This window comes from Psychrobium sp. MM17-31 (genome assembly GCF_022347785.1).
Classification (GTDB): domain Bacteria; phylum Pseudomonadota; class Gammaproteobacteria; order Enterobacterales; family Psychrobiaceae; genus Psychrobium.
The window spans coordinates 870708-884408 of the sequence record NZ_JAKRGA010000003.1 but is presented as its reverse complement, the minus strand read 5'-3'; the positions used below and the strand labels follow the sequence as shown (position 1 = coordinate 884408).

8 protein-coding genes and 1 rRNA gene are annotated in these 13701 nt (G+C 43.2%); 4 read left to right on the top strand and 5 right to left on the bottom strand.

What is annotated here, in order from left to right; all coding sequences use genetic code 11:
* Positions 1-182 precede the first annotated feature (182 nt).
* Positions 183-298, top strand: a 5S ribosomal RNA gene (rrf, locus tag MHM98_RS12685).
* 177 nt (positions 299-475) lie between these two features.
* Positions 476-1234 (top strand): Nif3-like dinuclear metal center hexameric protein, encoded by a 759-nt coding sequence (locus MHM98_RS12680; protein WP_275441586.1) that lies wholly within the window; start codon positions 476-478, stop codon positions 1232-1234.
* 9 nt (positions 1235-1243) lie between these two features.
* Here the strand turns inward: MHM98_RS12680 and moaB are convergent, their stop codons facing one another.
* From moaB to MHM98_RS12660, 4 genes are all read right to left on the bottom strand, one after another.
* Positions 1244-1753 carry a molybdenum cofactor biosynthesis protein B gene (gene moaB / locus MHM98_RS12675; RefSeq protein WP_239439700.1) on the bottom strand — a complete coding sequence of 170 codons (510 nt, stop codon included), beginning with the start codon at positions 1751-1753 and terminating at the stop codon, positions 1244-1246.
* A gap of 115 nt (positions 1754-1868) precedes the next feature.
* Positions 1869-4694, bottom strand: coding sequence for a methyl-accepting chemotaxis protein (locus MHM98_RS12670; protein ID WP_239439699.1), 2826 nt, complete (start codon positions 4692-4694; stop codon positions 1869-1871).
* Positions 4695-5254: 560 nt separating this feature from the next.
* Positions 5255-6310, bottom strand: a complete 1056-nt coding sequence (locus MHM98_RS12665; protein WP_239439698.1) for a 3-deoxy-7-phosphoheptulonate synthase — start codon at positions 6308-6310, stop codon at positions 5255-5257.
* Positions 6311-6437: 127 nt separating this feature from the next.
* Positions 6438-7244, bottom strand: coding sequence for a pyruvate, water dikinase regulatory protein (locus MHM98_RS12660; protein WP_239439697.1), 807 nt, complete (start codon positions 7242-7244; stop codon positions 6438-6440).
* Positions 7245-7373: 129 nt separating this feature from the next.
* Between MHM98_RS12660 and ppsA the strand changes: the two genes are divergently transcribed.
* On the top strand, positions 7374-9743 hold the full coding sequence (gene ppsA / locus MHM98_RS12655; RefSeq protein WP_239439696.1) for a phosphoenolpyruvate synthase: 2370 nt from the start codon (positions 7374-7376) through the stop codon (positions 9741-9743).
* A gap of 121 nt (positions 9744-9864) precedes the next feature.
* On the top strand, positions 9865-12270 hold the full coding sequence (locus MHM98_RS12650; protein WP_239439695.1) for a winged helix-turn-helix domain-containing protein: 2406 nt from the start codon (positions 9865-9867) through the stop codon (positions 12268-12270).
* 99 nt (positions 12271-12369) lie between these two features.
* On the opposite strand, the gene MHM98_RS12645 is transcribed toward MHM98_RS12650, so the two are convergent.
* Entirely contained in the window at positions 12370-13560 is a 1191-nt protein-coding gene (locus MHM98_RS12645; protein ID WP_239439694.1) for an amino acid aminotransferase, read from the bottom strand.
* Between the last annotated feature and the right edge of the window lie 141 nt (positions 13561-13701).

Here is a 13701-nt window from a genome sequence, read left to right as displayed (position 1 = left end):
GGTGTGTAAGCGTTGTGAGGCGTTGAGCTAACCCGTACTAATGACCCGTGAGGCTTAATCATACAACACCTAATGTGTTTTAGAGACCTCAGAAATAACAAGACATTTGTTGTTAGAAGAACAGAATATAATCACTTTCCAGATTCGTTATTAACGCGATTGCGTAAAGAGCACCTAATTAGTTTGGTAACCATAGCAAGTTGGTCCCACCTGAACCCATTCCGAACTCAGTAGTGAAACGACTTAGCGCCGATGGTAGTGTGGGGCTTCCCCATGTGAGAGTAGGACATTGCCAAACACCTATTTAGAGAAAAGCCCCCGCATTGAGTTCGGGGGCTTTTTTCGTTTTTGTTATCTATGTTAATACTGGTAAGGCTGCAATCGCAGCCTTTTTTATTTCTGGGGGGATGCATGGTGATAGACATTAGTGCAGCGGAAATTTACACTAAGCCAAAATAACAAATACGGTGAGTTAATGGTTTCACGTAATGAATTAATGGCGTTTTTAGATAAGACGTTAGAGCCACATAAAATTAAAGATTATTGTCCAAACGGCTTGCAGGTTGAAGGGACAACTGACATTAAGAAAATTGTCACAGGTGTTACAGCCTCTCAGGCAATGATTGATGCAGCAATTGCCCATGGCGCTGATGCGCTCTTGGTTCATCATGGCTATTTTTGGAAGGGCGAGAGCCAAACCATTACGTCGTTGAAGAAAAAACGTATTAAAAGCCTGTTGATGGCTGATATTAACTTAATTGCATATCATTTGCCCCTCGATATTCATCCTACCCTTGGCAATAATGCGCAACTGGCGCAGCGATTTGGTATTAGTAACGTACAAGGATTAGAGCCGGGAAATCCTGTCAGTGTTGCCGTCAAAGGTGAGTTTGCAACGCCGATTACAGTGGCTGAATTAGAACGACGCATTGGGCAATCATTAGCACGCGATGTGTTAGTCGAAGGACAACCTGATAAAGAGATTCGCACTGTGGCCTGGTGTAGTGGCGGCGGTCAAAGCTTTATCGAAATGGCTGGCGAGCAGGGCATTGATGCCTTTATTAGTGGTGAAGTTTCTGAGCAAACTATTCATTTGGCGCGCGAATATGACGTTGCGTTTTTTGCTGCTGGTCATCACGCTACCGAGCGTTACGGCGCAAAAGCACTAGGGGAGTTTGTTGCCGATAATTTGGATGTCGACGTCGAGTTCATCGATATCGACAACCCTGCGTAATTTAATCAACTACACATTCAAATGAGTCACAAAGTTACAAGGTTTGTGGCTCGCATCTAACTGCTCTTTAATGATTTTCTGCCAACCAGTGCGACAAGCATTGGTCGAGCCAGGTAGGCAGAAAATAGCTGTTTTATTGGCCATGCCACCTAATGCTCTAGATTGTACGGTTGAAGTGCCAATTTCGCTGTAGGATATATGTCTAAATAACTCGCCAAAGCCTTCGATGTCTTTATCAAACAATACTGACATTGCCTCAGGTGTGTTGTCACGAGGTGTAAATCCTGTGCCACCAGTGGTGACTATGGCGTGGACGTTGTCATCAGCTATCCATTTAGAAGCAATGGCGCGAATATCGTAAATAGAATCTTTGACAATGGCTTTTTGATAAATGCGATGGCCCGTCTCACTAATCTCTGTGACTAATAGCCCACCTGAGGTGTCAGTCGATTCATCTCGCGTATCAGAAATAGTCAGCACACAGATATTTAATGGGGTAAAACCATTGTTATTAGACATTTTATTATCCTTGTATCAATAAGATGGCAGCATCATAGCAAAGAGTCGGTAAATAGGGTTAACAAAAACGCCATCGGGGTGTGATGGCGTTTTAAGTTCATGAATTGGATCAATGTTACGCGGGTAAGGGGCTCTTGTGCTCGCTGTTAGCAGGCGAGACAGTATCTGCTTCAACTTGGAAGAAGCTAATTAGCTGTTTTAATTCCTGCGCATGACACGTGAGATTAGTACTCGATTTTGCCGCTAATGATACTAATTCCGAGTTTTTGACCGTAATGTTCTCGAGGTGTTTGGTGGTCTGATTAATTTCTTCCATCGATGATGATTGTGATGTCGATGCATTGTCGATATTCGCCACCACAGACGATACTTCTGTGACACTGTCGATAATATTTTGCAGAGTATCTCCGGTATCGGTAACTAATATTGAGCCGTCACTGACTTTATCTTGCGCATCACCAATGAGATTCTTAATATCTTTAGCTGCCGCTGCACTGCGTCCCGCTAAGTTTCTTACTTCGCCGGCAACAACGGCAAAACCTCGACCTTGCTCACCAGCGCGAGCTGCTTCAACAGCCGCATTAAGCGCGAGTAAATTGGTTTGAAAGGCAATGTTATCAATCAAACTAATAATTTCGGAAATGTTGCTGGTGGAGTGATTAATGTTTTCCATAGCTGTCATCGCTTTTTGCACTACATCACCGCCTTGTTCAGCGAACTGACGAGCTTTCTGTGCCAATACGTGGGCTTTTGAAGCGTAGGAAGAGTTGTCTTCAACCGTATTGGTTATTTCCTGTAACGCAACATTGGTTTGTTCGAGACTTGCTGATTGTTCAACGGTGCGTTTGTGCAAATCTTCATTGCCCCCAGCCAACTGTTGCGCTTCGCTGTTGACGCTATTTGCCGATTGCTGAATACGTGAAACTATAGCAGTCAGTTGCTCAACGGTGGAGTTGGCGTCGATTTTTAACTGCTCGAACTGACCGTGATATTCTGCGGTTATCGTTTGGGTGAGATCGCCTTTTGCTAGCGCACTAAATATGCGGAGGGCGTCAGTAGTGACTTGATCTGAAACATCAACTAGTTGATTGATGCTCGATGAGAAGGATTTAAAGAAACCCGCTTTGTCATCCAATGTTATGCGGTCACTAAAATCTCCTCGTAGTGCATTATCCACCACTTGCTGAATTTCAGTTTGAGTTTTCACTTCTGGAGTGCGGTCGACAATTTCCACCACTGTTCCTAGTTGCTCACCAGTGACATTAAATACAGGATTGGCGGTGAAGTTCAATGTTACGCCGTTTACGACGCTTTCATTGACTTGTTGCTGACTCACGCCCACCAAAGACGCTGAGTCCACGTTCATCGCACTAAAGATCGTTGTGGCTGGCGAACCGCCAATGTCATCGGTGGGTAAATTAAACACATCGGCATATTGGTTGAGCAGTTTGAGTAGCGCGTTATTGGTGTAAACTACTTTGTGGCCTTTGTTGAGTACCATAATATTGCCGCTAACATTGTCTAGTGCCTGCTTGATTCTAGTATTAATGCTAAGTTCTCGTTCAGTGGCTTTGGTGCGCTCATTGAGATTGTCTTGCATATTGCCAAGTGCCAATAATAATTGGCCAATTTCATTGCTATTATTGCGATTAATTTCGTTGTCTAACTTACCATTAGCAATTGATTTCGCTACCTTGATTGCTTCGACTAGTGGCTCAGTAAGGCCACGTGAGAAGGCCATTGCGCAGCCAATTAGAACAGCGATCGTAATGACGGCAATAATTACTGTTTCCCAAATCAGTGTAGTAATGGCTGCAAAGGCTTCGCTTTCATCGAGTTCAGCGACAATTCCCCAGTTGAGGTCGGTAATCTTTAATGGCGCGAACGCTGACAAAACACTGTGATCTAAATGATTGATAATTGTCTCACTGCCGGTGATGTCATTGGCAATATTAGTTGTCGCTTGAGTATCAACTGTAGTGCGCAATATTGTATTATTCTCGTTAAATCTAGACTGAGAACGCATGAGCTTGTCGCTACCAACTAAGAATGTCTCACCGGTTTCACCTAAACCATCGCTAGTTTGCATAATGCCGTTGATAACACCAATTGGCATTTGAAATACCAAAACCCCAATACGCTCATCACCGTCAAATATAGGTGCGGCTATAAATGATGCTGGATTGCCATAAGAAGGTGTATACATCGAAAAATCGATGAGCTTTGCTTTGTCTTTGACGTCAATATTGAGGGCTGCACGAAAAGCGCTTGCTAGAGCTGAATCTTTATACGGCCCATCAATGACACTAGTTCCGTAATCAACTTCCTTAAAAACACTGTAAACAATATGGCCTTGGTCTGGCTCGATTAGGAAAATATCGTAATAGCCGAACTTGTTGAGGTAGTTGCGAAATTTCGGATGATATTTGGCGTGACTATCATGATAACTCGACTCAATATCACCACGTAGTAGCGCGTCCTTGTTACCAAGTTTGAATTCGTTATTGGCGATATAAGCAAACTGAGCGCTCAATGCAGGTTCTTCAGTTGGAATTAACTTTGTAATATCTGGCAGCTGACTGGCGACTTTGTGGTTTTTGAACTCGTTGAGAAATTCGGTTTGATAATAGCTATTAAGCGCGTCTAATTTTTGTTGTTCTGTTTGAGGAAGTTGTACCGATAGATCGTAGAGGTTATTCGTAAACTCTTGCATCGCACTGATAGTCATTTCACTATCGGCTAATGTCGTCACTTGATTTCGAATTTGAGCAAAGTAGGCTTCAATTTGTGATTTTTTAGCACTTTTCAGTGATTCAAGTTGGTTGCGAGCACTGTCATGAAGGGCAAAAGAGGTGGATACGGTATTGATAATGCCAGCGATCAATAAAGGGACTAATCCGGCAAAAGTCATCGCGAGCATTAGTTTACGTTTTAAAGTCATATTGCTCGAAGTGCTTGTCATTCCAATCATAAAATAGTCTACATTCCATTAAGTAATTAATATATTAGGCGTATTATTTTTCAATGATCAAGTACTTTTGATTACTTTTTATCCCTTTTTATTTTGTGGTATTTACCATTATTCGTTTTAAAGATGGGGATGAATAAGAGTCTGATAGCCTAATGCCGATCAGTTAAGAGCTTTTATAGGCTTATAGTGCGGTCAGCTCCCGCCATTTTGCGTCTTAAATTAGAAATTGACCAATGCAAAAATCATGGATGATTTTTGAGTATTTGCCGCAGGGATGCGGATCAAATACGGTATTGAACAGGCAATTTATCATTTAAGAATCAACACTAAATCACGGGTCGCCTTTCTTTTGGTTACTTTTCTTTGGCGACGCAAAGAAAAGTAACTGGTGTGCTTTCGCAAAATGTCAAATAAGCAATCCTAATCTCACAAGCACACCAAATTATGCTCCTATATTGAATTTTTCGCTTAACTGACAGATATTGGCTTGAAAGCTCCTTTAGATAAAACTGGTAGCGTTTGCTAAGTTTTTATAGCGCCATACGATCCTTAGAGGCAGCTGCTAAATCACTAAGCAGTTGTTCTGTATCTTGCCAGTGAATACAGGCGTCAGTAATACTCTTACCGTAGACTAATGGCTCGCCTTCAACGACGTTTTGATTACCTTCTTCGATGAAGCTTTCTGCCATGACACCAGCAATGCGCATGCTGCCATCACGCATTTGTTGCATGATGTCTGCTGCAACATCTAATTGACGTTTGTGCTGCTTCTGGCTGTTGCCGTGGCTAAAGTCAACGACTACAGATGGCATTAGATTATTAACAGCTAATTGATCACAAGCGGCATCTACAAACTCTTTTTCATAGTTTGGCGTTTTACCGCCGCGTAAAATAACGTGGCCGAATGGATTACCGTGGGTGCGGTATACCGTCATCATGCCGTCTTTATCTGGTGAATAGAAAATGTGAGCTTCACGCGAGGCGCGTACTGCATCAATCGCAATCTTAGTATTGCCATCAGTACCGTTCTTAAAGCCGACAGGACAAGACAGCGCTGAAGCCATTTCGCGATGAATTTGACTCTCGGTGGTACGTGCACCAATAGCGCCCCAGCTAACGAGGTCGGCAATGTACTGACCGTTCACCATATCCAAGAATTCGGTGGCAATTGGCAAGCCCATTTCGGTAAGTTCTACCAACAAATGACGCGCAAGTCGCAGTCCTTTATTGGCTTGATATTGACCATTTAAATCAGGATCACTAATCAATCCTTTCCAACCGACAATGGTGCGTGGTTTTTCAAAGTAAACACGCATCGCAATCACTAGGCTGTCTTGATATTTAACTTGCAGCTCTTTTAAGCGGCGGGCGTAATCAAGTGCCGCATCGGTGTCGTGAATAGAACAAGGGCCAACGATAACGAGTAAACGCTTGTCTTGACCGTTGATGATTGCTTCGATTTCACGGCGACTTTTTATAAGACTATCAGCACCTTGCTCTGATAGTGGATACTCACTGGCTAATTGACTTGGCGTGATAACTTGGTCGATGTAGGTAGTTCTGAGTTCATCGGTTTTTATGGACATTTTCTATTGCTTTGCTGGAATCTTTATTAATGGCGCTTACCATAGCCCAAACAGGCCTTGGGATAAAGCAAATATCGTTGAATATTTAGCTTTATCCGCAATAACTTATCGCAATGAGAATTTTTCGCTAAAACATCGTCCGTTTATGACCTGTAATATCGAGGATCTTAGCGGTGATCTCCTCAACGCTATATTTAGTAGTATCGATGTAAGGAATGCGTTCTTTGCGATAGAGCATTTCCACTTCTTTAACTTCTAGGCGACATTGGCGCAAAGACGAATATTGGCTATTGGCGCGGCGCTGACTGCGAATATCGTGCAGGCGATGCGGATCGATAGTTAGGCCAAATATCTTGTGTTTGTGCTTTTTAAGCTCTTGTGGCAGTTTAAGCGCATCCATGTCTTGGCAAATAAATGGGTAGTTAGCGGTGGCAATACCAAATTGCATGGCTAAGTAAAGACTGCTCGGGGTTTTACCACAGCGAGATACGCCCACCAAAATAATCTCAGCGTCGTCGAGATTTTTCAGGGTAATGCCATCGTCATTGTCTAATGAATAGTTAATGGCATCAATTCGGGCGCTGTAGGCTTTGTTAGCAATTCCGTGCGTACGATGCAGAGTTGGCTCAGCTTTAATTCCCAGCTGTTTTTCCAACGGCGCAACGAAGGTATTGAGAAAATCATGCGCTAGACAGTTTGACTGCGCGATAATTTCGCGGATATTTTCATCAACGATTGAGTGAAAAACCAACGGCAGGTTTTCTTCGCTTTGATGGCTGTTTATTTCTTCTGCAACTTCACGAGCACGTTCAACACTTTCAACAAAGGGGATAGTGATTTGATCAAATGGGGTATCGAATTGAGATAAAACAGCGTGGCCAAGGATTTCAGCGGTGATCGCCGTGCCATCGGAAATATAAAATACAGTTCTCACTTGTAATTCCTTTCGTAATATTTCGAATTAATATTCATAATTCCAAAAATGTGATTTACCTTGCATTTTATAGCAGTGTACAATGCAACTCCATTGCTATTTTCCATTATGTAAAACGGGGACTTTATAGTGCAAGATTATGTACTGTGGTATGAACAACTTGGCATGAACGATGTTGAGATTGTTGGCGGAAAAAACGCATCTCTAGGCGAGATGATCAGTAATTTATCTAATGCGGGAGTGCAAGTTCCTGGTGGTTTTGCGACAACCGCTCATGCATTTAACGAGTTTTTAGAGCTAAGTGGTATCAATGACAAAATGTACAAGCTGCTGGATGAGCTTGATGTTGACGACATTGCCGCACTAAGCGACGCTGGTAAAACCATCCGCCAGTGGATTTTAGACACGCCATTTCAGCCGGCGTTGGAAGATGCAATTAAAGAAGCTTATACCAAGCTAGCAGATTCTTCAGAGGGTATGTCGTTTGCGGTTCGCTCATCAGCGACAGCCGAAGACATGCCAGATGCTTCTTTTGCGGGTCAGCAAGAGACTTTCCTAAACGTTGTTGGTCTTGATAGCGTACGTGAAGCTATTAAGCACGTATTTGCTTCATTATTTAACGATCGCGCTATTTCTTATCGCGTACACCAAGGTTACGACCATCGCGGCGTAGCACTGTCTGCTGGTGTACAGCGCATGGTACGCAGTGACATAGCGGCTTCTGGTGTAATGTTTACCCTTGATACCGAATCAGGTTTTGAAGATGTTGTATTTATCACATCATCTTGGGGCCTAGGCGAAATGGTAGTACAAGGTGCTGTAAACCCAGACGAGTTCTACGTTCACAAACCAACGCTTGAGGCTGGCCGTCCAGCAGTTGTGCGCCGTAACATCGGTAGCAAGCTTATCGAGATGGTTTACTCTGATAGCACCGAGCACGGCAAGCAAGTAATTACTAAAGACGTTGAAGCGACTCGTTCACAGCAGTTCTCAATTTCTGATAGCGAAGTCCAAGAACTCGCCAAACAAGCACAAATTATCGAGAAACACTACGGCCGTGCGATGGATATCGAGTGGGCGAAAGACGGTAACGACGGTAAGCTTTACATTGTTCAGGCGCGCCCTGAGACGGTTCGCTCGCGCGAAGATGGCAACTTCATGGAGCGTTACACGCTTAATGAAAAAGGCCCTATCTTAGTTGAAGGTCGTGCAATCGGCGGCAAGATCGGTAGTGGTACCGCCAAAGTATTAACCTCACTTGACGAGATGGATCGCATCCAGCCAGGTGATGTACTAGTGACTGACATGACGGATCCTGATTGGGAGCCAATCATGAAACGCGCATCTGCGATTGTAACAAATCGCGGCGGTCGTACTTGTCATGCGGCGATTATCGCTCGTGAATTGGGTGTGCCAGCGGTTGTTGGTTGTGGTAATGCGACAGATTCAATTAAAGAAGGTACGGATATTACAGTTTCTTGTGCCGAAGGTGACACTGGTTTTATTTACGAAGGCAAACTTGATTATAGCGTAACAACTTCAGAAGTTGACAACATGCCTGAGCTACCGCTTAAAGTCATGATGAACGTAGGTAATCCTGATCGCGCCTTTGATTTCGCTCGCCTACCACACGCTGGTATCGGCCTTGCACGTTTAGAGTTTATCATCAACCGCATGATCGGCATTCACCCCAAAGCGCTTATCAACTATGACGAGCAACCAGTGAATGTTAAACGCGACATCGACGATATGATGGCGGGTTACTCATCACCAGTAGAATTCTACGTTGCTAAGCTAACCGAAGGTATTTCAACATTGGCTTGTGCTTTCGCACCTGAGAAAGTGATTGTGCGTATGTCTGACTTTAAGTCAAACGAATACGCTAACCTGATCGGTGGTGAGGCTTACGAGCCGGAAGAAGAAAACCCAATGCTAGGTTTCCGCGGTGCTTCGCGTTACATTTCTGAAGAGTTCAGAGATTGTTTCGCACTAGAATGTGAAGCGATCAAGCGTGTTCGCAACGACATGGGCTTAACGAATGTTGAGATTATGATCCCATTCGTACGCACCTTAGATGAAGCGGCGGCGGTTATTAAGCTACTTGAAGAGCAAGGCTTAAAACGCGGCGAAAATGGCCTGCGCGTTATTATGATGTGTGAATTACCATCAAATGCACTACTTGCAGATGAGTTCTTAGAATACTTCGATGGCTTCTCAATTGGCTCTAACGATTTAACCCAGTTAACCCTTGGCTTAGATCGCGATTCAGGCATAGTATCTGAGTTATTTGACGAGCGTAACCCAGCGGTTAAGAAGATGCTAGCGATGGCAATTTCTGCAGCAAAAGCCAAAGGCAAGTACGTAGGTATTTGTGGTCAAGGTCCTTCAGATCACGAAGACTTCGCAGCATGGCTAGTTGAGCAAGGCATTGAGAGTGTATCGCTAAATCCTGATACAGTTCTTAAAACTTGGTTATATTTAGCTGAGCAGCACGGCTAATTTTCGTTAACTTAGTCGAGTTAAATTGATTAAAAAAACCGCGAACTATTCGCGGTTTTTTTGTGTCTTTTGCTCAAACAAGGTAAGGTGACACCATGTAATAAGGATTGGTATTTATTAAGTGCTTCAACAAGATAAATCTATACAAATAAATCAATGGGTGTTTTCACACGCCGAGTCAATGCTGATCAAGGCGGCGAGCGATCAGTTACTCGATGAATCATTAGAATCTGTTTCTCTTAATCAGCATACACTCGATGTGTTGTGGCAATTGATTAATGCCTATCCTGAAGTGATCAGTGCTGAATCGATTCTTGAGCAGCTTGACGACGAAACTATGTCGCGCAATAAGCTTTATCAGAGCATTGCCAAGCTGCGCCGAGTATTTGATGATAAGACTCATGATGCACAATATATCGAAACAGTTCCGCGTCAAGGATACCGCTGGTTAGCTGAGCCGAGTGTGCGCCCCGATGAAGAAACTTTGGTAGCCAATCAAACGGAAGAGCTTACCGAAGAGCAATCAGAAGCTGTTCACAGTGGGGTACTGGAACAAAATATCTTCGACGATCTCGGGTTTATTTCAGGTACACCAGCGCCAGAAGAAGAGGTCGATAAAACACCAAATTCAGACGCAGCAGCGGTTAACGAGCTGTTAAAAGAAGAAAAGCCGTTAGCCAAGGAAGAGCCTTTAGCTGAACAAGAGCCTTCAGCTGAAGAATCAGCAGAACAAGATACAGCATCGCATCAGCTTGATGTTTCTTCTGAGCAGGATATCACGCCAGCGCCAGATAGCGATATCAACAAATCACAAGCGCCCGAATTAGATTTATCGAATGAATCGACAGATGATTTATCAGAGGCTGAAGCTAAAAGTTCGCCGTGGCGCTGGATTATCATCGGCATGCTTTGTTTGATAATTGCCTTTTTCGGCTTCCGTTATGTTAACGAAGAGCCGCCAATCGTCTTTATTCCAAGTGATGTTCTCTATGTCGAGCCATTAACCTTTGATCAAGATAACACTGCTTTAACTGAGCAGGATGTTCAACGAATCCAGTGGTGGCTTGATCAAAAGTTACAGCATCTACCGGCTATTAAAGTGTTGCCTTATCAAGGAAACGATACACTTCCTTTGGTAAAAGGGACTATTAGCACTCTTGACGAACAGCTAGCGTTAAATCTAGAAGTTATTACCAAACAAAATCGCAAGCAACCCACGCAATTAACTGTCTCTCTTTCAGACTCGTCTAGTCAGAATCTCATTGAAAATGATGCTTTTAATATCGGTTTAACCAAAAGTATCACCGGTAATGAAGCTTCAGCCATTATCAACGATCAGTGCCACATCTCTGATTTTTCTATGGTGCAAGAAGTCACACCAGCAAATACCTCTGATTGTCTAGTGGCGCTAAATCAACGTTTTAACTATTTAATAACGACGTTGCACGATACAACTTTGTCACAAACCCAGCAGGTAATATCGGCAAGTGACTTAGATGTGCTAGCAAAACGGGTTATTAAGCTTTATCCAAATCATAGCTTGGGCTATGAGATTGCTGCGAGTTATTACAATTACATTGGTGTTTATGACAAAGCTCATGAAGCGCTTGTTAGTGCGATGGAACGCAATCATAATTCAGTGCAAATTATAAAATTACTCAGTGAAAGCTATCGTCGTTTAGGCGATTATAATCGCAGTATTGTACTGGTCGATGCTTTGCTAGAGCACGGCTATGATTATGCATATTCGTATTATTGGAAAGCATATGATTTAGTGGCATTGGGTAACTTAGAAAAAGCGCAGCGTTTAATTGAAGAGCACGCTATAGCGCTCTCTACGCTAGAACAACAAATTTACTTCTTTGGGGTCAATTACAATAAAGTTCAAAGTTATCTCAATAGCGATAACAACAAATCCAACAAGAACCTTAACTTTATCGAACAAACGATAAGCGATGATACTTACTGTATTACCCAGCTGTCAATTAACGAATGTGTGGTCGCGGCAACAGACAGAATTTCGCCGCAATATCGCATGACACAATGGCAAGCCGCGGCTCTGTACTTAAAGGCTGATGATCCTGAGCAAGCCTATAATCTATTGGCAAATGACGATTGGTTAACTAATGATGACATTAGCTTAGCCAGTGGTGCTGATAGGTTATTCTATTTGCCTACCTATGCTAATATTTTGATGAAAACGGGACGAAATGACGAAGCTCAGGAACTCCTTAAACACTTTATTGTGTTTGTGAAAAGCTCTGGCTTACATCAGCTTTATGCGTTGCCCTTAGCCGAGGCTTACGCGCTATCTGGGCAAGAAAGTGACGCATTAAAGCAAATGGCTCAGCTGCTTGCCTCTGGCTGGTTACCGAGTGCAAAATATCAAATGTGGCCGCTGAAAGATAACCCGAACTTGGCGTCAATTGCACGACAATGGCAATTTCTCAATTTATTGGAATTGATAGAAAACAGACGTCAGTTGATTCGCTTGCGCGTTAAAGACCTAAAGCAGGTGCAGTCTTAATTAAGTTGTTAGAAAATCAAAAGGGGATGCATTGCATCCCCTTTTGATATTTCAGCTATTTAAGGCACTTTTTTACAGCGCTACGTTTAAAGTACTTTTTTAAATTACCTTGCAAATTGCTTTACATAAATCGTCAATATTACTGCTCGTCATGCCTGCAACACTAATACGGCCAGAGCCAACAATGTACACACCATGTTCTACTTTTAATGTTTCAACTTGCTTTTTCGATAAACCAGAGAACGAGAACATGCCGCATTGACGAGTGATGAAAGAAAAGTCGCCTTGTGCGCCGTATTGCGCTAATTTCTCGACAAATAACACACGCATTTGGGCAATGCGCTCACGCATTTGTGCCAATTCGCTGTGCCATAGCGCCGTTAATTCTTCATCAGCAAGAATCGTTGCTACAACTGCTGCGCCATGTGAAGGTGGGTTTGAATAGTTTGCACGAATAATTGATTTTACTTGGCTAAATGCAGACTGCGCTATTTCTTGTGTCGCAGCAACTAGGGTAACTGCACCTACACGCTCGTTGTACAGACCAAAGTTTTTCGAGAATGAATTGGCAACAATAAACTCTTGGTTATGCTGAGCGAATGTACGAAGCCCTTGCGCGTCTTCTTCAATACCAACACCAAAGCCTTGATAAGCGAAATCAAATAAACCAATTACGCCTTGTTTAGCAGCCAACTCACTAATCTGTTGCCATTGCGCTAATGTAGGATCAATACCTGTTGGGTTGTGACAACAGCCGTGGAACAATACCGCGTCACCAGCTTGAGCTTGTGAAAGAGACGCTAGCATACCGTCAAAATCAAGTGATTGATTAGCCGCGTCATAATAGGCATATTCAACAACTTCTAAACCAGCAGCCTTAAAAATATTACCGTGGTTCGCCCACGTTGGATTACTGACCCAAATACGCTTCACACCCAATTGCTTGACCATAAAGTCTGCGGCAATGCGCAGTGAACCTGTACCGCCTGGCGCTTGTGCGGTTGCTGCTCGTTGTCCGCTAACAATCTCACTGTCTTTGCCAAACAGTAGTTGCTGAACCACAGAGGCATAGGCAGCTAAGCCTTCAATATTTAAATACGACTTTGTTTTCTCATTTTGAAGCAGAATTTGCTCAGCCTTTTTAACACACTCTAATACAGGCGTTTCACCTTGATCGGTTTTATAAATACCAACACCAAGATTAATTTTGTTACCGCGAGTGTCTTTTTTAAAGGCTTCAGTTAAACCGAGGATGGGATCAGCAGCGGCTGTCTTTACCACTTCAAACATGGGGAGAGTCCTATTTGTTAGTTGATTTAAGGTCGTTAATTGAGCTTCGACGCGGACGCGTCAAATTCAGGCTAGTTATAACACGGAATATCCGCTGCGCACAGCACTATCTAGCGCTTTTTAGCTGAAATATCTATTCGT

What these genes read in the sequence shown, in the direction of transcription:
- MHM98_RS12680 (WP_275441586.1), top strand. Translation starts at nt 476, where the DNA reads ATGGTTTCACGTAATGAATTAATGGCGTTTTTAGATAAGACGTTAGAG.
- moaB (WP_239439700.1), bottom strand. Translation starts at nt 1,753, where the DNA reads ATGTCTAATAACAATGGTTTTACCCCATTAAATATCTGTGTGCTGACT.
- MHM98_RS12670 (WP_239439699.1), bottom strand. Translation starts at nt 4,694, where the DNA reads ATGACTTTAAAACGTAAACTAATGCTCGCGATGACTTTTGCCGGATTA.
- MHM98_RS12665 (WP_239439698.1), bottom strand. Translation starts at nt 6,310, where the DNA reads ATGTCCATAAAAACCGATGAACTCAGAACTACCTACATCGACCAAGTT.
- MHM98_RS12645 (WP_239439694.1), bottom strand. Translation starts at nt 13,560, where the DNA reads ATGTTTGAAGTGGTAAAGACAGCCGCTGCTGATCCCATCCTCGGTTTA.